Source organism: Kitasatospora sp. NPDC048540 (genome assembly GCF_040651175.1).
Classification (GTDB): domain Bacteria; phylum Actinomycetota; class Actinomycetes; order Streptomycetales; family Streptomycetaceae; genus Kitasatospora.
On sequence record NZ_JBEZIR010000048.1, the window covers coordinates 21,601 to 40,113 of the forward strand.

Annotated in this window: 16 protein-coding genes and 1 pseudogene; 13 read left to right on the plus strand and 4 right to left on the minus strand. The window is 70.9% G+C overall.

All coding sequences use genetic code 11. The annotated features are described in order from the left end of the window. Positions 1-4: 4 nt before the first annotated feature. Both AB0D08_RS20090 and AB0D08_RS20095 read left to right on the plus strand, forming a co-directional pair. On the plus strand, positions 5-544 hold the full coding sequence (locus AB0D08_RS20090; RefSeq protein ID WP_359890314.1) for a winged helix-turn-helix domain-containing protein: 540 nt from the start codon (positions 5-7) through the stop codon (positions 542-544). Then, positions 541-1,080, plus strand: a complete 540-nt coding sequence (locus AB0D08_RS20095) for a transposase (RefSeq protein ID WP_359890366.1) — start codon at positions 541-543, stop codon at positions 1,078-1,080. The genes AB0D08_RS20090 and AB0D08_RS20095 overlap by 4 nt, the downstream gene beginning before the upstream one ends. Positions 1,081-1,671: 591 nt before the next feature. On the opposite strand, the gene AB0D08_RS20100 is transcribed toward AB0D08_RS20095, so the two are convergent. Continuing rightward, positions 1,672-2,082 carry a hypothetical protein gene (locus AB0D08_RS20100; protein ID WP_359890317.1) on the minus strand — a complete coding sequence of 137 codons (411 nt, stop codon included), beginning with the start codon at positions 2,080-2,082 and terminating at the stop codon, positions 1,672-1,674. Between the two features lie 334 nt (positions 2,083-2,416). Between AB0D08_RS20100 and AB0D08_RS20105 the strand changes: the two genes are divergently transcribed. Next, positions 2,417-2,620, plus strand: a complete 204-nt coding sequence (locus AB0D08_RS20105) for a cold-shock protein (RefSeq protein WP_033826120.1) — start codon at positions 2,417-2,419, stop codon at positions 2,618-2,620. Between the two features lie 965 nt (positions 2,621-3,585). Here the strand turns inward: AB0D08_RS20105 and AB0D08_RS20110 are convergent. Further along, complete coding sequence (locus AB0D08_RS20110) at positions 3,586-4,146, minus strand: SMI1/KNR4 family protein (protein ID WP_359890320.1); 561 nt, start codon at positions 4,144-4,146, stop codon at positions 3,586-3,588. A 268-nt stretch (positions 4,147-4,414) separates the two neighbouring features. On the opposite strand from AB0D08_RS20110, the gene AB0D08_RS20115 reads away from it, so the two are divergent. After that, positions 4,415-7,609 (plus strand): DEAD/DEAH box helicase, encoded by a 3,195-nt coding sequence (locus tag AB0D08_RS20115; protein ID WP_359890322.1) that lies wholly within the window; start codon positions 4,415-4,417, stop codon positions 7,607-7,609. Between the two features lie 117 nt (positions 7,610-7,726). On the opposite strand, the gene AB0D08_RS20120 is transcribed toward AB0D08_RS20115, so the two are convergent. Next, positions 7,727-9,922, minus strand: coding sequence for a M4 family metallopeptidase (locus AB0D08_RS20120; RefSeq protein WP_359890325.1), 2,196 nt, complete (start codon positions 9,920-9,922; stop codon positions 7,727-7,729). Positions 9,923-10,589: 667 nt separating this feature from the next. Between AB0D08_RS20120 and AB0D08_RS20125 the strand changes: the two genes are divergently transcribed. Both AB0D08_RS20125 and AB0D08_RS20130 read left to right on the plus strand, forming a co-directional pair. Beyond that, positions 10,590-11,594, plus strand: coding sequence for an NAD-dependent epimerase/dehydratase family protein (locus tag AB0D08_RS20125; RefSeq protein ID WP_359890328.1), 1,005 nt, complete (start codon positions 10,590-10,592; stop codon positions 11,592-11,594). Positions 11,595-11,689: 95 nt separating this feature from the next. After that, positions 11,690-12,076, plus strand: coding sequence for a VOC family protein (locus AB0D08_RS20130; protein WP_359890330.1), 387 nt, complete (start codon positions 11,690-11,692; stop codon positions 12,074-12,076). 84 nt (positions 12,077-12,160) lie between these two features. On the opposite strand, the pseudogene AB0D08_RS20135 reads toward AB0D08_RS20130, so the two are convergent. Further along, positions 12,161-12,460 (minus strand): annotated as a pseudogene (locus tag AB0D08_RS20135) (NmrA family transcriptional regulator); the annotation flags it as partial. A gap of 34 nt (positions 12,461-12,494) precedes the next feature. Between AB0D08_RS20135 and AB0D08_RS20140 the strand changes: the two are divergent. The 7 genes from AB0D08_RS20140 (at position 12,495) to tgmC (ending at position 17,912) form a co-directional block, all read left to right on the plus strand. Continuing rightward, on the plus strand, positions 12,495-13,718 hold the full coding sequence (locus AB0D08_RS20140) for a helix-turn-helix domain-containing protein (protein WP_359890333.1): 1,224 nt from the start codon (positions 12,495-12,497) through the stop codon (positions 13,716-13,718). A 175-nt stretch (positions 13,719-13,893) separates the two neighbouring features. After that, entirely contained in the window at positions 13,894-14,508 is a 615-nt protein-coding gene (locus tag AB0D08_RS20145; RefSeq protein WP_149038381.1) for a hypothetical protein, read from the plus strand. Between the two features lie 2 nt (positions 14,509-14,510). Continuing rightward, entirely contained in the window at positions 14,511-14,795 is a 285-nt protein-coding gene (locus tag AB0D08_RS20150) for a hypothetical protein (RefSeq protein ID WP_033822686.1), read from the plus strand. A 250-nt stretch (positions 14,796-15,045) separates the two neighbouring features. Then, positions 15,046-15,366 (plus strand): hypothetical protein, encoded by a 321-nt coding sequence (locus AB0D08_RS20155; protein WP_033822684.1) that lies wholly within the window; start codon positions 15,046-15,048, stop codon positions 15,364-15,366. A gap of 202 nt (positions 15,367-15,568) precedes the next feature. Further along, on the plus strand, positions 15,569-15,835 hold the full coding sequence (tgmA, locus tag AB0D08_RS20160) for a putative ATP-grasp-modified RiPP (protein WP_033822683.1): 267 nt from the start codon (positions 15,569-15,571) through the stop codon (positions 15,833-15,835). A gap of 11 nt (positions 15,836-15,846) precedes the next feature. Then, entirely contained in the window at positions 15,847-16,800 is a 954-nt protein-coding gene (gene tgmB / locus AB0D08_RS20165; RefSeq protein ID WP_359890337.1) for an ATP-grasp ribosomal peptide maturase, read from the plus strand. After that, positions 16,797-17,912, plus strand: coding sequence for an ATP-grasp peptide maturase system methyltransferase (tgmC, locus tag AB0D08_RS20170; protein WP_033822681.1), 1,116 nt, complete (start codon positions 16,797-16,799; stop codon positions 17,910-17,912). Before tgmB ends, tgmC begins: the two co-directional genes overlap by 4 nt. Positions 17,913-18,513: the final 601 nt, after the last annotated feature.

An 18,513-nucleotide genomic window follows, 5' to 3' on the forward strand; every position in this document is an offset into this window, starting at 1 on the left:
TGGTATGCGGTACGCGCAGGGTGGGGGCCTGACCGCTGAGCGGCGGGCGTTTCGTGAACAGGTGCGGCTGGAGGCCGGGGTTCGGTTCGAGGCGGGTGAGAAGACGGCGGTGATCGCCCGGGAGCTGCGGTTCAGCGAGCGGTCGGTGGAGCGTTGGCGGCGGGCCTGGCGTGAGGGCGGTGCGGATGCCCTGCGCTCGGCGGGTCCGGCGAGCGTGCCGAAGTTGTCGGCGGCCCAGTTCGCCGAGTTGGCGGCGGAGTCGGGCAAGGGGCCGGCCGCCCATGGCTTCGAGGAGCAGCGCTGGACGCTGGTCCGGGTCCAGGCGGTGATCGGCCGACGGTTCCGGATACGGCTGTCGATCGCGACCGTGTGGCGGTTGCTGAAGCGGCACGGCTGGTCCTGGCAGGCCCCGGCCCGCCGGGCACTCGAGCGGGACGAGCGCGCGGTGGAGCTGTGGAAGCAGGAGGTGTGGCCGCGGGTAAAAGCACCGCGGCGGCGCTCGGGGCCTGGGTCGTCTTCGAGGACGAGGCAGCATTCGCGATGACGCCGCCGCGTGCCCGCACCTGGGGCCGGCGCGGGCACACGCCCGTGGTCCGGGTCCGGGGACGTTCCCGGCGCCGGATCTCGGTGGCCGCGCTGTGCTGCTACAAGCCCGGCGGGCAGAGCAGGGTGATCTACCGGCCACGCTTCCACATGCCACTCAAGGGAGCCCGCAAGAGCTTCGCCTGGACCGATTACCGCGACCTCGCCGTCCGGGCACATATTCAGCTCGGCGGCCCGATCGTCCTGGTCTGGGACAATCTCAACACTCACCTGCCCGTCGGCATGAAGCAGTACGCGGCGAAGCACGACTGGCTCACCGTCTTCCAACTGCCCCCATATGCACCGGACCTCAATCCGGTCGAGGGCATCTGGTCACTCCTGCGTCGCGGCCCGACGGCGAACACCGCGTTCACCGATCCGGATCACCTCACCCGCACCCTCCGACGCGGACTGCGGCACATCCCACTTCGACCCGCCCTTATCGATGGATGCCCGGCCGGCACCGGCCTGCCACTCACCCCACCGACTCCACCCTGAAAGCCTCAGTAGGTAGACCGTCACCCGGTGCGTGGGTAGGGCGGACTGGCACGCGTATCGGTGAGCCGAGGGGGCAGCCCGGGGTCGAGTTGCTCTCCAGTCGCACAACGCCTGCCGGACGCCCAACGGCTGGTCGTTCTTGTGCCGTCCGTAGCCAAAGTTTTCCGCGGCCACGGGTTGCCAGGCCGGGGAAGATGGCGGCGAAGAGGTAGACGATGCCGATCGGCCGCTGTTCGGCTCGGTCAGCCAGCCTGGTCCCGGGCAGCGATGGGGCCGTTCGGCCCTGATGCCGGGCGGGGGCGAGAGTACTGTGGGAAGTGGCCTGCAGGGCGAGCGAGGGAGTTCGACCGGATGGCCTCGGGCGATGGGCGGAGGCTCCGCGCGGGGCGTTTGTCGACGGTCGGGCTGAGAGGCTGGAAGGTCTGTGAGACCGGAAGGCGACCTCCACCACCTGATCCGGACCATGCCGGCGAAGGGAGCCCACCTTGCAGGTTTCCGTCTGCCCGACCGGCACCGCTGCGAGACGCGATCCGTGACGAGGGACGGCAGAGCTGCCCAGGGGCCCGGTGGACGGCGGTGTGCGACTGTCGGTCACAGTCGGCCTGCGGCGTGCGGCGGACTTCCTGGCCACACTTGGAACGCCTGTGAAAACCCCGCCGGCGGTCCGGCGTGGAAACGGGCGCGGATCAGCGCCTCGACCCTGACGACGGCATCGGTTCGACCGCTGAGCTCCACTTTCACCGGGTCGGCACCGGCATCCGCGAGGGCAACCGGCTGCGCGGTGGTGTCTTCGATCGTCGCCGACGTGTCCACCTGCCACCGGGTGCGGACCACCTGATCGGCGGGTGAGACGTAGTCCCCTGCTGTGCCAGGACCCGGGACGGTGATCAGCCTGAATGACTGCCCCACTGTGTCGGCGACGACGTTCGCCAGGGGTGGCGCACCGGAGATCGACATGTGCACCATGGCGCTCGGTTCGCGCGAGCCACTGGTACTGGTCATCGCTCTCCTCCGCGGTCGGTTCCCCTCCCAGGGTCTGCCTGTGCGAGGCCTCCCGCATCTGTTCAGCAGGGAGTTTCGCTCGCGTTCGCGGACGCCGGCGGCCCAAACCGAAGCGCGTACGGGCGCCACAGCCGCGCGGCTCCGTGTCCGGTTCAGCTGCCTGGTTGTGGGGCCCCTGCGGTGTAACGTCGTAATCAAGCAGTCGTGGTTCCGAAGTCCCGCCCGCGGGTACCTGCCGTGGGCGTACTTGTTGTTCAACGCTTCTCCGGACCAAGGCGATCACCTCCGGGCCCGTACCAGCGGGACCCGATCGGTTCCCACGAGGGAGAAGCGCATGGCTACCGGCACTGTGAAGTGGTTCAACGCGGAAAAGGGCTTCGGCTTCATCGAGCAGGACGGCGGCGGCCCCGACGTGTTCGCCCACTTCTCGAACATCGATGCCCAGGGCTTCCGTGAACTCCAGGAGGGCCAGAAGGTGACCTTCGACGTCGTGCAGGGCCAGAAGGGTCCGCAGGCCGAGCACATCCGCCCCGTCTGACCTTCAAGCACATGAGCGGGCGCTCCTCACGTGTCCGTGTGCGGGGTGCCTCTGCGTCTGCGCCGGCACACGAGCCGCACCGTCATCGGCGGCCGCACCCGGAGATTCGCGACGCCCGCCCCGGCAAGGGGGCGGGCCTGGTCGGGCTGTCGCTGCTCGCTTCATGAGGTCGGCGCTGGTAGTCACATGTGCCCCGGGACGAGCTGGTTCTGGCGTGGGTGTCGGTCCAGGCTGGGTTGCCGAGGGGCGGTACTGGGATCTGAGCCAGTGCGCCGGACACCGTAGGACGGGCACGGGCACGGGCACGGGCTGCGGGCTCGGCGGTTTCCGTGCGGTCGAGCCTGGCGGGCTCACACCTGCCGAGTGAACCCGCGTGCCAACGACCGGATGCACACACGGTGCAGGGGCGGGCCACGGTGGGGATTTGAATCTCATCGCACTGCTGGAGCTGGACGGACCGGCGAACGTACGGCTCCTCACGGCCGAGGGACTGCCCGCCACGCCGAGTACACCCGTCGTCCGGGGCCGCCGCCCGCACGCCCATCCTGGCCGAGTCCACCCTCTGCGGGCTATCGACCCGCGGCATGCAACCTGACCGACTTACAGCACCCCGCCGCACCGGGTGACCCCTGGTGGCCGTCGCGCTGGCACCGACACACCTGCTCGGTCTCCCGGACGTCCGTCCCTGGGGTACCAGTGAGCGAAGTCCTCGTCGTGCCACAGCCCGTCCAGCCGGTCCCGCACCCATATCGCGGTCGTGCCAACCGGGTTGCTCGCCCGTGCGATCTGCGCGGTCAGAGGTGGAACATGCTCGCCGGAACGGGGGCGCAGGGACAACGGGCACCTCGAGAGCGTCATCGGTCTACGGAACAGCCCGAGCATGCCCGTCGACCATGCTGCCGCACCGGAAAACTCCAAGATCCCCGACAGAGTCAAGTTGGCTGGCTGAGTACCGCTTCGGCCATTCAGAGGTGAGGCCAGGGATCGATGCCCGCCTCCTTGAGACGTCGTTCCTCCCGCCAGTTCAGGAAGACCGGCCGGTCCGGGGAGAACATGCCCATGGGTTGAGGACTGATCTCCTCGGTCAGGAACCCGGAGAGGAAGTCGACCATGCCGCAGTCGTACTCGACCCAGTCACCACTTCGGGTGAGTACGAGAGTGGTCCAGCTGTCGGGATCCGGATCCGCGGTGTTCCAGAACGCCTGGTTGGCGCTGCAATCCATGGCCCACGAGATCCTCCCCTGCAGGACCGGGCCGTCGCCGGGGTCCAGGTCGAGGAGCTCATACCCGCACTCGATCAGCACCTCGAAGCTCAGGGGGCCGCGAGGGCCTTGGGCGACCTCCAGCGGCAGCCCTATGGACAGCGAGCAATTGATCGACCCGCCACCGTAGGTGGAGACGAAGTCGCGGTAGTCCGCCGGGAACGGAGTGCCCCACCTGCCGGCAGCCTCGTCCCAGTCGACGGGATCGCCGGCTCCGGGGTGCGGCGGCAGAATCCCAGCCAGCCGGGCCGCACTCGGGTGCATCAGTAGTGCCTCTCAGCGAGCTCGGACAAGGCCCTGCCGAGCGTTCGCATGTGCGCGTGGCCGACCACCACGTCCTGAAACACCCTATTGATCACGCCTCGGCGAGGCGAGCTCTGTGAACTGTGGTCGCCGACCACCGAAGGTGAGCTCGTTAACAGAGCCACGCGGGCGAAGGCGCGGCCCGCGCCGGTCGCCCTTCCCGGCCCGCACTACCACGTGGCCCGACCCCACTGGCACCGGCCGGGCCCCGGCTGACACAGTGAGCACCGTGCACGAAACACACGACCAGGCCGGTGATCTGACGGTTCCGCAGCTCATGGGCGACAGGTGGGGGAGCGACCTGCCGGTAGACGGCCTGCTGCCGCGCTTCGCCGAGCCGGGCTGGACCTACCAGGAGCAGCTGCCCCGCCCGTGCCCCGGCTGCGACGGGCCGTTGCACTCGCTGCGCCGCCCGTACGAGTCCATGGGCCGCCAACTCCGCTACGTCGCCATCGTCTGCCCCGCCTGCCCGGCTGCGTTCACGCTCGCCGACCTCGGCGCGAAGACCTACGACAAGCTCCTGCGGGCCGCGCCCACGGCTCCGCCCGCCGCTCCCACGGTTACCGTCCGCGCCGCGGCACGGCTGGTGGCCGGCCTCGACACGGGTTCCTGCCAGGCCGGGCCCGGCGTGACGGTCACCGCGATCCGCCTGCCCCGCCCCTCCCGGGAACCCGTACCCCCGGCCGCCCCGGCGTGGCCCGAGGACCTGCCCCTGCCCGCCCAGAAGGAGACGCGGGCCCTGTGGTGGGCCAAGATCACCGACCCCGCCCGGAGCGTGCCCGAGCCCGCGCTGCGCGCCGCCGACGACGTACGGGTGATCGTTCCGGCGGGGGAGCGGTTCGAGGACCTGCGCCGCACCCTCACCGGCCTCGGCGCCCGGGTGCGCGTCGCGGAGCACTGGGCGGAGGACGAGGTGGTGACCACGCTCTCCGACCTCGGCGCGCCCGTGGAGCCGGCCGCCTGGCCCGGCGGCGCGCAGTCGCCGGTCACCGGCCCCGCCGCGTACGCGGCCCGGGACGCCTTCGCCGCCCAGTGGGACGCCCTGGACGACCTCCCTGACGGCGACATCGAGGCGTTCGTCCCCGTCGAGGACCTGGTTCCCGAGGACTGGCGGGCGCTGCTGCCGCACCCGGCGTTCAACCCCGTCCAGGCCGCCGCCGTCCCCGCCGTCACCGACGGCGACGAGCACGTGGTGGTCGTCGCCCCCACCGGCGCAGGCAAGACCGCGATCGGCATGGTCGCCGCCCTGACCGCCCACCGGCGCGGCCGCAAGGCCGCCTGGCTCGTCCCTCAGCGCTCCCTGACCGACGAACTCGACCGTGACCTCGCCGCCTGGCGCGCGGCCGGGCTGCGGGTGGTCCGCCTGACCGGCGAAGCCGCTGTCGACACCGACCTCATCCGGGACGCGGACCTGTGGGTGGCCACCACCGAGAAGTTCGAGGCGATCTGCCGCGCCGGCTCGCTGCGCGCCGCGCTCGCGGAGGTCGGCTGCCTGGTCGTGGACGAGATCCACCTGCTCGGCGACCCGGTCCGCGGGCCGGTCCTGGAGGCCCTCCTGGCCCGGGTCCGCGACGACGCCACCCGGGTGCGGATCGTCGGGCTGTCCGCGACCGTCGCCAACGCCGACCAGCTCGCCGCCTGGCTCGGCGCCCGTCTGGTCCGCTCGCCGTGGCGGCCCACCCGACTGACCTGGCAGCTGCCTGCTCTGCCTCCGGAGGCCGACGCCTCCGACTGGGCCACCCGCAGCCAGTTCCGTACCCGCCGCACCGTCGACCTCGCCCGCCACCACACCGCCGACGGCGGCAGCGTGCTGGTGTTCTGCGGCAGCAAACGCTCCGTGCGCACCACCGCCCTCGCCCTGGCCCACGACCGCGGCGTCGACACCACCGGCGCCGACCCGGACGACAGCGACCTCGTGGAGCGCCTGTGCACCAAGGCCGGTGTCCGGCTCCACTACCGCGACTGGCCGCACAAGCGCGAGGCCGAACAGGCCTTCCGTACCCGCGCGGCCGACATCCTCGTCGCCACCTCCACGGTCGCCGCCGGGGTGAACCTGCCCGCCCGCGCGGTCATCGTCCGCGACACCCAGATCGGCATGAGCCGCATCGAGGTGTCCATGGTCCAGCAGATGTTCGGCCGGGCGGGCCGCATCGGCGCGGGCGAACGTGAAGGGTACGCGTACCTGCTGACCACCCCCGGCGAACGCCACCACTGGCAGGCCCGTCTCGCCGCCGGATACACCGTCACCTCCCGCATCCGCGAGCGTCTGCCCGACCACCTGCTCGCCGAAGCCGTCCAGAGCCGCCTTGCCACCACCGCGCAGGCCGAGAACTGGTGGAAGGGCACCTTCGCCTTCCATCAGGGCCACCACCCCTTCGACCCCCTCCACGACGCCACCGACTTCCTCACCGACGCCGCCTACCTCACCCGCAGCCCCGACCCGGACGGCGGCGACGACCACCTCGGAGCCACCGAACTGGGCCGCCTCACCAGCCGTTTCATGGTCGACGCCGACCTCGCCGCCACCGTAGCCGAGGCCACCGCCCAGCTGCCGGTCCCGCGCGATCCGGACAGCGCCGAGGACACCCTCATCACCACCCTCGCCACCCGCCTGCCCGTGCTCGAACAGGCGCCCTTCACCGACCGCGCCAAGACCGAGCTCTACAACGTCCTGCGGACCCTCGGCGGGCCGTACGGGTCCGAGCCCGCCGACGACCAGGAGGAGGACGACCGGGAGCCGGTCGCCGGTGATCTCGCGCGGGCGGTCCTGCTGCTGGTCGCCCGCGCGCCTCGCGCGTTCCGCGGCCGGCCCGCCTACATCCGCGGCATCCCCGCCGACTCCATGGCACCGGTGCTGGACGAGGCCCGGCGCTACCTGGCCTGGCTCGGCGCCCAGGGCCCCCTCGCCACCGTCCATCCCTGGATCGCGCTCACCGCCGCCGACCTGGCCCACCGCGTCCGCTGGCGCACCCTCGCGCCCACCCGCGGCGCCGGCCGGCTGCTGTGGATGTGCGAACAGATGGCCACCCCCGCGCACACCCACGCCCTCGTCCCCGGCATGTGGCAGGCCGCCCGCGCCCGCGGCATCGACTCCCCGGACTGGCCCGGCACCACGCCACCCGCCAGCTGTCGGCTCACCCCCGCCGACTACCTCACACTGCTGAACTCCCGCGCCACCGGCACCGAGGTCACCCTCCACCCCGACCACGCACGCGTCCGCGCCGCGCGCGGCGCCACCGTGGTCACCTGGAACGGCTCCGCCCTCGCACGTCACACCAGCACCGGCGGTACCACGGAGGTCCGCTACCCCGCACCACGGGACGCCGACCCCTCGTCAGGACGCACCGGGGCCGCCGTCTTCACCCGCGCCGACCGCACCACGGCCGGCTGGCCGGACGCCTACAACGCCGCGTCCCCGGCCTGACGCGACTACGGGCGGCGCGACCGTGGCGGCGAGGCCGCGGCGGTCGCCGGAAATGCGGTGGACCCGGGCGGGACGTCGTGCGTCCACCGCCCGGGTCCACCGGTTCGGGGGCCGGGATCAGCCGGCGGTCACCGAGGTGTCGTCGATCAGGAAGCTGGTCTGGAGGGAGGAGTCCTCCGTACCGGTGAACTTGATCGTGACGGTCTTGCCCTTGAACGCCGACAGGTCGAGCGTGCGCTGGACGTAGCCGGAGGTGGCGTCGGCGTTCGAGTAGGTCGCCAGGGTGGTCGTCGTGGTGCCGTTGACGACCTGGACCTTCAGGGTGTCGTACGCCGTGCTGCCGGTCTCGGCGGTGGTGATCCGGTTCCAGAAGGTCAGCTTGGGCGCGGTGGCGGTCGCCGGGATGCTCACCGACTGGGAGAGCGTGTCGCTGTGCGCGGAGCCGTAGCCGTCCAGCCAGGCGTAGTACGAGCCGGTGCGGGGGGCCGCGCCCGCGTCATTGGTGATGACGCCGGAGGTGCCCGTCCAGGGGCTCGTGCCGGACTCGAAGCCGGGGTTGAGCAGCAGGTTGCCCGTGGACGGCGGCGGGGTGGTGCCGCCGCCGCAGGTGGTGGCGGTCGGGGCGACGGAGACCGCGCTCCACGCCTTCTCCACCGCGGCGCACTGGGTGCTGCCGGCGCCGTACAGGTCCTTGGCGGCCTTGACGGTGGCGGTGCGGGCACCCGGGTAGTCGGTGTTGGAGGTCATGTAGGTCGACAGCGCGCGGTACCAGATCTTGGTGGACGCGTCGTTGCCGATGCCGGCGACCGAGGAGCCGTCGCAGGTCGGGCTGTTGCCCCACTGGGACTGGCCGGAGCCGACCGCGAGCAGGTAGAAGAAGTGGTTGCCGACACCCGAGGAGTAGTGCGGGTTGAGCGTCCTGGTGCTGGTGGACCAGCACTTGACGGACTTCCCGTCCTTGCTCGGGTCGTCCATCCAGCGCAGCGGAGTGCCGTTGCCGTTCATGTCGATCTTCTCGCCGATGAGGTAGTCCGGCGTGTCGGCCGGGCTGTTGGCGTTGAACTCGACCATCGTGCCCATGATGTCCGAGGTGGCCTCGTTGAGGCCGCCCGCGTCACCGCTGTAGATCAGGCCGGCGGTGGCGGCGGTGACGCCGTGGCTCATCTCGTGGCCGGCGACGTCGATCTCGGTGAACGGCTTGGAGCCCACGGCGCCGTCGCCGTAGATCATCGAGAAGCTCGCGTCGTCCCAGCCGGCGTTGTCGTAGTTGGTGCCGTAGTGGACGAAGGAGCGGGCGCCGACACCGTCGTTCTTGATGCCGTTGCGGCCGAGGACGTTCTTGTAGAAGTCCCAGGTGGCCTGGATGCCGTAGTGGGCGTCGACGGCGACGGTGGCGCGGTCGGTCAGGGCGTTGTTGCCCCAGACGTTGTCGGCGTCGTTGAGGGCCACGCCCCAGCCTGCCGGCGGGGAGTCGTCGGTGGTGGTCTGGTTCTGCGCGTCGCGGGTCTCGCCGTTGCCGCGGACCGGGTCCTTGAGGGTGTAGCTGGTGGCGGAGTTCTGCGTGGTGCTGACGCTGACGTTGCCGACCTGGTAGCCCTTGCCGGTACCGGTGGAGGCCGCGGCGGCCAGGGCGGCGGCGGGGGCGGCTGCGGCGGCGGGCGCCGACACGGCGGTGGGGGCCGCCTTGGTCGTGACGCGCTTGGTGCCGTCGGGCAGGATCGCGGAGAAGCCGTCCCAGCTCTCGCCGGTGGCGCCGGTGAGGGCGTCGACCAGGACGTGGAGGTGGCTGGGGGAGTGGTCCGCGCCGGTGCCGTTGAGCACGACCTCCCAGACCAGCTTCGGCGAGGCGCCGGTGACGTCCACGGTCAGGACGGCGGTGCTGCTGCCGCGCGTGCCGCTGAAGAGCGTGGCGGCCTTGGCGATCGCCTGCTGATCGGTGACTGAGGGGGTCACCGAGAGCGAGAGCGGCGCGGCCTGGGTCAGGCTGGCGGAGTCGAGGGTGCCGTTGGGGGCGGAGTGGACGACCACGTCGCCGCCGCGGACGGGGAGGCCGCGGTAGGTCCGGTTGAAGTGGACGTGGCGAGTGCCGTCCGCGTCGACCTGCACGTTGGTGGCGACGAAGCGGTCGTCGGCGCCGGCCTTCACGGCGTCAGGGTGGGCCGCGACCTGGGCGTTGGCGTCCTGGACGGCCTTGCTCTGGGGAGCCTGGGGCTGGGGGGCGGGGGCGGCGGCCACGGCGGGGACTCCGGCGCCGGCTATGACGAGGGTGCTGGCTGCGAGGATGAGCGAGCTGCTCAGAAGTGATCTCTTCATGCCGCCGAAGCGTGCTGGTTCATATGAATACCAGTCAACGCATGACAATTCTGCAAAAATTAACAGACTTCAAGTTGATGGTTGATGTGAACAGTTCGAAGCTGAACGTTTCCTGTGAGAATCTGCCCCAACCTGGGAGTTCTTGATCGCGAACAGTCGAACGGGGTGCAGGCGGCCGAGCCGCGGCTGTGATCCATCTCACGCTGCCGTGGCGGTTGGTGAGGGACCGTCGGTAAGCCTCAAACTGCCTGTTCAGGGGTGTCGGCGTTCTTGATCATCGGCCGTTGGACCCGGCGTTCGGACGGTGCCGGTGGACGGAGGACAGCACGATGTGTCCTCCCGACCCCGAGGTCCGCGACGCCACCGCCTTCGTCCTGGCGACGGCGGCCGGCGGGATCCCGCGCACCTCCTCCGCCCTGCACGGCAGACCGGCCGCCCAACTCGCCCGCGAAGGACCGGGACGAACACGCTCCCGCGTGGCGGCTCGGCGAGCGGTTCCAGCAGGTGCCGTGGATCCCCCCGGTCTCCGACAGCAACGGACTGCGCCGCTGCATCCACGACGTGCTCACGCCGGACGTCCCCTGGAGCAGGGTGCGGTGAGCCCCCGCCAGGAAGGCGGAGCGCGCCGGCCGTGTACGGGCGGCCGGCCGTGGACAGGCTGTCAGGTATGAAGATCCTCGTGCTGGGCGGCTCCAAATTCCTCGGGCGTGCCTATGTCGCAGACGCGCTCGCGCGAGGCCATCAGGTCACCACCTTCAACCGCGGGGTCAGCGGTGCCGACCTCGACCACGTGGAGGCGGTACGCGGCGACCGGACCCGGCCGGAGGACCTGGAGCGCCTGGTCGACGGACGGCGCTGGGACGCGGTCGTCGACACCTCGGGACAGCAGCCGTACGACGTCGCACAGACCGCCCGGCTGCTGCGCGGCCGCGCCGGCCACTACAGCTTCGTCTCCTCCGTCCACGCCTTCGCCGACTGGCCCGCCCGGCCCGTCGACGAGTCGTCCCGGACGCTGGACTGCCCGGCGGACACGCCGCAGGACCAGCCGTTCGCGACTGCCCTCAAGGCGGGCTGCGAGCGTGCCCTGCTCGAGCAGTTCGGCGAGCACTCGTCCGTCCTCAACTGCGGTCTGCTCTACGGCCCGTACGAACCGATCGGGCGGCTGCCCTGGTGGCTGGAGCGGATCGCCCGGGGAGGCCGGGTCCTCGCCCCCGGCGACCCGGCCCGGCCGATGCAGCTGATCGACGCCAGGGACTTCGCCGCCTTCGGGCTCGACCTGATCGACCAAGGCCTCACCGGACGCTTCGTCACCACCGCGCCGATCGGCCGGACCACGTACGGCGACTTCCTGGACGCCTGCGTCCGCGCCACCGGATCGGACGCCGAGCTGGTCTGGACGGACGACGCCACCCTGCTCGCCGCCCAGGTCGAACCCTGGAGCGAGCTGCCGCTGTGGGCCCCGGACACCCCCGACTGGCAGGGGGCCTGGCGTGCCGACAGCGCCAAGGCGGTGGCGGCGGGGCTGCGCTGCCGTCCGGTCGCCGAGACCGCGCGGGACACCTGGGCCTGGCTGCGCAACGGCGGTTCGGCCAATGTCACCTACACCCAGGGGCTGACCGGAGTGCCGATCGGCATCGAGGCCGAGAAGGAGCAGCGCATCCTGGCCGGTTGAGACCGCCGGGCACCCGCCCGTCCCACACGGGCCGGACGGGCGCCGGCCGGCGAATCCCGTGGACGATCTTCTGACCGGGCGTCATAGTGTCGGCCATGGCTTCTCTCATACATCATGTGACCATCGACTGCGCCGACACCTACCGGCTCGGGTCCTTCTGGGCCGCGGTCCTCGAGACCAAGCTCGCCGACGACGACAAGCCCGGTGACCCCGAGGCTCTGATCGTGGGGGAGCGGATGGACCTGCTCTTCGTCGCCGTCCCCGAGGACAAGGCGGGCAAGAACCGCCTCCACTTCGACCTCCAGCCCTCCGACCGCACCCGCGACGAGGAGGTGGAACGGCTGCTCGCCCTCGGCGCCACCGTGGTCGCCGACCGCCGCCGCCCGGACGGCAGCGGCTGGGTCACCATGGCCGACATCGAGGGCAACGAGTTCTGCGTCGAGCGCGGCGCCGCCGAGCGCGCGGCCGCCACGAGGGCCTGACCCGCCCCGGTCGGAGCGGGGCCGCCGCTCCGACCGGGCCGCGCCCGCTCCCCGCAACCAGCTCGGGTGCCGTCGTGTCGTCCCTCAGCGGAAGGCGGCGATGTTGCGGGCGACCCAGTTGTGGAAGGGGTGCGGGGCGCGGCCGCGGACCTGTTCGACGTCCGGGCTGATCCGCAGTTCGGCCGGGTTCGGGGCGGAGATGATGTCCAGGGTGTCGTCGGCGAGTTCGGCCGGTACGAACCGGGTCATCGTGGCCTTGGCCTCGTCGAGGGTGAGCTCGTGGAACCGTACGGGCGAGCCGAGCGCGGCGGCGATCACCTCCGCCTGCTGACGCGGCGTGATGACCGCCGGCCCGGTCAGCTCGTACACCCGGCCGGTGTGCCGGTACGGTCCCTGTAGTCACGAGGGAGGGTAAGCGGTGCTGGAGGAACGGGAGGCCATCGGCAAGCGCGTGAAGCGCCAACGCCTACGGCTGGGCATGCCGCAGGCCGACTTGGCCGCGGCGATGGGCAGAACCCAAGGGTGGGTGTCCAAGGTCGAAAACGGCAGGGTGGAACTTGATAGGGCAAGCATCATCAACCAGCTTGCGGCGGCTCTGCACTGCCACCCCAACGACCTGATAGAGCGTCCGTACGTGGCGGGCAAGTCGTCCGAGAATCAGTGGCAGGTGTCAGCCTCGGGCATCTTGCGTGAGCTGCGTCGCTACGATTTGACTCCGGTTTTCGACGGCGCGCCCCGTCCGTCTGCCGAGCTGTGGCGTGACACGCTACGCCTTCACCGGCTCCGCGATACTGCATCGAACGTTGCCATCCTGCGGGTACTGCCGGACATGCTCCGCGAAGCACGCGCGCTCGCTGAGGTGTCCACCGGCCGAGAGCGGGAAGAGGCGTTCTCGGTCTATGCGGTGTGTTGCAAGTTCGCCCACACGTCGGCTCACGCCCTCGGACACGCGGAGCTGGTCACGATGGCGTGTGAGCGCGCAGCCTGGGCCGCTCGGCTTTCAGGTGATCCAGTGCTTCCCGCCGTAGCTGACTGGATGCGGGTATGGGACATGTGGGCCAGCGCGGACTGGTCCGATGCCGTCGTACTGTCGGATCGGGCGCTGGGCTCGATCGAGGGGCAGTACCGCGCAGGCGATCCCTTGGCCGTGCGCGCATGGGGGACACTGCACCTGCGGGCCGCCGTCTCTGCCGCTCGCGCTGGTGATCCTCCCGTCTGTGAAGATCACATCCACCAGGCCCGCGAGGCAGCGGGTCGGCTCACCGAGCAGCCGACCTTCGATCGGCACTCCCTGACCTTCTCGCCCGGGAATGTCCTGATCCATGCCATCTCTGTACAGGTGGAAATGGGGGATCACTCGCAAGCCTTGGCGCTCGCCGAGCGATCCGACCCGGCGCAGATCGAGGCGCTACCGAACTCGCGTCGCGGCCACCATTGCATGGACGTGGCTCGGGCCTGGCTCTGGGACGGACACCGGGACCGAGCTTTGGCGGAACTCGAAAAAGCGGAGCGTATCGCTCCGCAACTGATCCGCAACCATCCCATCGCGCGCGCCACGCTCAGGAAGATCGTTTACGCCGAACGGACCACTACCCGGGAGAAGTTGAGGCGCATGTCTGACCGCTTCCACCTGGACGGATAGGGCGGCATTCCACTGATTCATACTCGGCTGTAACCGCCCGCATACGTTCTGTCGCATGAGCGGACGACGTAGGACCCCCAGGGGCGGCTCCCTTCGCGGTGCCCCTCGGGGGGCCGCCCGTACCTGGCCTCAACTCGGCGATCTGGCACGCGACTCAGCCGACGATCGAGCGGGCGTGGCGGTCAACGTGCCGGGTGAAGGTGTGTTCTCATACCACCTCTGTCCCGAGGGCGGCGGCGATGAGTGGACCTCGACGGCGGATGGGTCGTTCCTGGCCCCGCTCGAGGACGGGAGCGGGGGTCCCATGACTGAGTCTCACCTCTCACGAGTTGTCCGGGAGCGACAGAGGCACGCCGAGGAGGCGTGCGCCGATCTTGGCGTGGCCACGAGGGAAGCCGGGTGTCCGTTCCCGGATCTCGCCGTTGTCCCGGTGGACCCGGCGACGGGGGTAGCGGGGGTGGATCTCGGCGTGGTCGAGCCGAAGATGGCTGATCGGCTCGCCGAGATCATCCGGGCCGGGGTCGGCACCCTGGCGGCCGAGGACCGTCCGGCGGAGCGAACCGACGCTACGGTGACGCCGCTGTGGATGCCGAGCGACGGTGACCCGGTGGTGGACATGTGGAGGGGCATGGTCGGCACCTACTCGGGGCCGGACGGCGAGCTGTGGCGGATCGCCCCGTTGTTGGGCGGCGAGCCGTGGACAGCGGACCCGAAGAACGTCCGGGCGGCAACGGTCAACGAGCGGGTGCGCATGGACATGGTGACCGATCGCCCTGTGAAGGCCGGCTGACCGTGGCACTCGATGCGTTTGCCCGCGAGATCGGCACCCGGCGACGCTTCCGTTGCCTGTTGTGGAAGTTCGGGTCCGGACCCGGACCGGGGCGAATCCACTTGGTCCACCGCGAGGGCGAGGAAGAAGACGGCATCCCGTGCGGCGCGGACTCGGGCGAACAGATCGACCGCGAGACGGCCGAACTGTGGCCGTTCGAGCACACGGCGGAGCACCCCGAGCACCGGAGCTACGGGCACTTGGCCTACCGCCCGATGGTCACGGTACCGAGGGAGGAACCGACGTGAGCCTGCCCAGGGGCACCGAGGCTGCCGCGTGCGTGACGATTGTCCTGGTGTCGGTCGGCATCGCTTCCGGGGTTGTACTCGTGGTGGACCCCGAGCCGGTGGGGGTCAGGCAGGCGTTGTGGTTCGGGGTAGCGCTTCCGCTGCTGCTGCTCGGCGTGCCGTACGGGTTCGCTCTGGCGGAGAGGGTCCACCACCGGCGACGGCTGCGAATCAGAGTGCGACATGTTTCCGGGCACCGAGAGGGGCCGCCGTGATCGGCACCGTGATGGAGTCCGGGACGCTGCCGCAGATTCCTCCAGGGCTGTCCTGGTCGCCGGGACTGTGCTGGGGCTGCCTCACCGAGCGGGACGTGACACCGCTTGGCGGGGCCGAACTGGACGGCACCGCCCTGGCCCTGTCCGCCTGCCGCTGGTGCCTCGCCGCTCTCCGGCAACGACTCGCCGCCGTACAGCGCTGGCACCAGCTCGGCACCGTCGCCGGCCAGCGAGCCCACCGGGTCGCGCAGTGGTCCCGGGCACTTCGCCGCCGCAGACACGCGGAAGGACGCCATCGCGCCCCCGTCCGCACCTAGACCGCCCGCTCCGGTGTCCCATCCATGAGGCTCACCCTCCCCGTGGGCCAGAGCGGGCCCCAACTCTTCCGTGCCGGGCCGTGGTTGAGGTCCATTCCGCCCGGGACGGGGCACCACGCCCGCCCCGGCCGCCCCACCCTGGACAGGTCGAGCCGATCGGGGCGGGTACCCGCAAGTCCGTGCACAACGACACACAGGAGGCATGTTGAGCACCACGACCGATCTCCGCCCGGTGGCCCCGTGGGGTCTCGGACGCATGACGCCGCTGCGCAACGGCGAGCCGTCGCAGTTCCGGTACGTCGGTATCGAGCCGACGACGCAGACGGGCCTGTGGCTCGGCCCGGACGGCAGGATGTCGCCCGCCGAACTGGGCAAGCATGGGACCAGCGTGGGCACCTACCCGCCCACCCAGGTGGGCAAGGACGGGAAGAACGACCCCGACACCGGCCACGACGCGATGCAGGACTAGGGGGTAGGACCGTGGACGGACGCCCGGTACTGGTCGCCACCGAATACGAGGATGCGACCGCTGATCTGGTCGTAGCGAAGTTGAACCGGCGCCGGGTGCCCGTCCTCCGGTTCGACCCGGGGAAGGACCTGCCGCAGCGCGTCACCCTGGCGGCTCGGCTGACCCCTGGTGGCTGGTCGGGAACGCTGACCGCCGAAGGGCGAACAGCGGATCTTGCGCAGGTCCGCGCGCTCTACCACCGCAGGCCGAGCGCATACCTGCCGGACACCGACGACCAGGCGGCCCGTTTCGCCGCTCAGGAGACGCGCCGCGGGCTCGGCGGAGTGCTCGCCGCGCTGCCCGGCTGCCTGTACCTGAGCCAGCCGCAGGCAATCGCCCGCGCGGAGTACAAGCCCGAACAGCTCTCCGTGGCTGCCCGGTTCGGCCTGCCGGTGCCGGAGACGCTGATCACGAGCGACCCCGTCGAGGCGAAAGCGTTCACCGCCGTACAGCCCGCGATCTACAAGCCTCTGCACGCCGGGTCGTACGACGTGGACGGAGAGCCGGCGGGCATCTGGGCCGCCTTGGTCGAACCCGGTGAGATCACCGATGCTGTCAGCCGGTGCCCCCACCTGTTCCAAGCGCAAGTCCCCAAAATCGCTGACGTTCGAGCGGTCGTGGTGGGCGACCGCGTGTTCTGTGCGCTGATCACCGCTCCGGCCGGAGTGGTCGACTGGCGGAGCGAGTACCGGAACCTGACCTATGAACCCGTGGACTGCCCCGAGCCGATCCGGGCCGCCCTGCTGCGGTTCCTCGATGAGTTCGGGTTGCGCTTCGGGGCGTTCGACTTCGCCGTGACCCCCGAGGGTGAATGGTGGTTCCTGGAGTGCAACCCCAACGGTCAATGGGCGTGGCTGGAAGCCGCGGCAAGCCTGCCGATCACGTCGGCCATCGCTGATCTTCTGGAGAACGGAGTACCCGAGTGAGCGAGTCGGAAGGGCTGCGGGCGGTGCTGACCGCGCAGCTCAGAAGCGTCGGCAAGCTCCGTAGCCCGGAGTGGGAGACAGCCGTACTGGCGGTCCCCCGCGAGGCGTTCCTGTCGGGCGGATGGTTCGAGCATGACGGGGGCGGCTGGTACCGGCCCGTTGCACTCGCCGAGTCGCCGGAGCTGATCAGCCGCGTGTACGAGGATGACACCCTGGTGACCCAACTCGCCGGCTGCGTCGTCCCGCGGCAGGTCGACGGCCGCCTGTCGCAGGTGCCCACGTCGTCGTCAACGCTGCCCGGCCTGGTCGTCCGGATGCTCGAGGACCTGCGGGTGTCGTCCGGCATGCGAGTGCTGGAGATCGGCACCGGCACCGGCTACTCAACTGCGCTGCTGACGCACACCCTTGGCGAAGACCAGGTGACGTCGATCGAGGTGGACACGGACGTGTCGGCTCGGGCGTCCGTGGCGCTCGGCGGACTCGGCTACTGGCCCGAGCTGGTGACCGGTGACGGTCTCGCGGGCTACGCCAAGGGGGCGCCATATGACCGGATCATCGCCACGTGCGGGGTCCGGAGCGTTCCGGCCGAGTGGATCGCACAGACCCGCCCCGGCGGCGAGATCCTGGTGACCGTCGGCGGCTGGATGAACGCCTCCGAGTTGGTACGGCTCACGGTGGCCGAGGACGGTGCCGCAACGGGTCCGGTGCTCGGCGGTGGTGTGTCGTTCATGCTCGCTCGCCCGCACATGCCCCCACCGCTCGGCATGCTCCCCGATCTCGACCAGGGAGAGGCCGAGTACACGGCCATCGGCGGAGACGTGCTCGACCGATGGGTGGCCCGCTTCGTTGCGCAGTTCGCAGCTCCGGGGGCACAGCACTTCCGGATGCCCCGCAACGGCCGGACGGAACACGTCATCATCGACGTGGAAGCCGGAGCGTGGGCGGCGGTGTTCGAGGATGACGGCCGGTGGCTGGTCCGGCAGGGTGGACCGGTCCGGCTGTGGGACGCCATCGCTGAACAGCTGATCCGCTGGTGGTCCGCAGGCAAACCGGAAGCCGAGCGGTTGCGGCTGACCGTCGGCTCCGGAGGGCAACGGCTCACCTGGGAGTGACCGCCTCGCGGTAGTGTCGACCAGGGGCGCGGGCGTCGTATTCACTCAACGACCATTGCCTACCCTGCGCCCCTCGGCCCCGTCCCGCTGGTGAACTCCGGCAGGGCGGGCCTCAGTGCTTCTCACGAGCGGCGCGAGGCCCTGCGGGCGGTCGCCGAGGGGCGGTCCGATCCCGGCTGCACCTTCCCCGGTGCGCACGCCCTCGCTTGAGCGGTGGCGTGATGGCCAAGGCGTTCGTCAAGGCCCTCCCGGACGGCACCCGCCGGCGCAACACGCGGGGGCTGTTGCGGTGCGAGCGCGGCGGGTGGCAGATCCTCGCAGGAGCCTGCTACGCGGCCCGCCGCGCACGCCGTACGCCGAATGACTGCCGACCGTGGACCGGCGGCCTTGCCCGGTACTGGTTGCGTGACTGCAGGGCAGTGCCGCACCACCGCGCGCAGTAGAACCCCCTCGCCCCGTCCGGGACCGATCCGGGCGGGGCTCTCGGCTCTGCCGTAGAACCGCTAATCGCTTGTTTCCGGAGCCACCGAGGGCAACGAGTTCTGCGTCGGGCGCAGCGCCGCCGAGCGCGCGGCCGCCACGAGGGCCTGACCCGCCCCGG

Bases quoted from the DNA above. Each gene is read 5' to 3' on its own strand.
- AB0D08_RS20130 (WP_359890330.1), top strand. From the start codon at position 11,690: ATGGCTTCTCTCATACATCATGTGACCATCGACTGCGCCGACACCTAC.
- AB0D08_RS20110 (WP_359890320.1), bottom strand. From the start codon at position 4,146: ATGCACCCGAGTGCGGCCCGGCTGGCTGGGATTCTGCCGCCGCACCCC.
- AB0D08_RS20125 (WP_359890328.1), top strand. From the start codon at position 10,590: ATGAAGATCCTCGTGCTGGGCGGCTCCAAATTCCTCGGGCGTGCCTAT.
- AB0D08_RS20095 (WP_359890366.1), top strand. From the start codon at position 541: ATGACGCCGCCGCGTGCCCGCACCTGGGGCCGGCGCGGGCACACGCCC.
- AB0D08_RS20120 (WP_359890325.1), bottom strand. From the start codon at position 9,922: ATGAAGAGATCACTTCTGAGCAGCTCGCTCATCCTCGCAGCCAGCACC.
- AB0D08_RS20090 (WP_359890314.1), top strand. From the start codon at position 5: ATGCGGTACGCGCAGGGTGGGGGCCTGACCGCTGAGCGGCGGGCGTTT.
- tgmA (WP_033822683.1), top strand. From the start codon at position 15,569: ATGTTGAGCACCACGACCGATCTCCGCCCGGTGGCCCCGTGGGGTCTC.
- AB0D08_RS20105 (WP_033826120.1), top strand. From the start codon at position 2,417: ATGGCTACCGGCACTGTGAAGTGGTTCAACGCGGAAAAGGGCTTCGGC.
- AB0D08_RS20100 (WP_359890317.1), bottom strand. From the start codon at position 2,082: ATGACCAGTACCAGTGGCTCGCGCGAACCGAGCGCCATGGTGCACATG.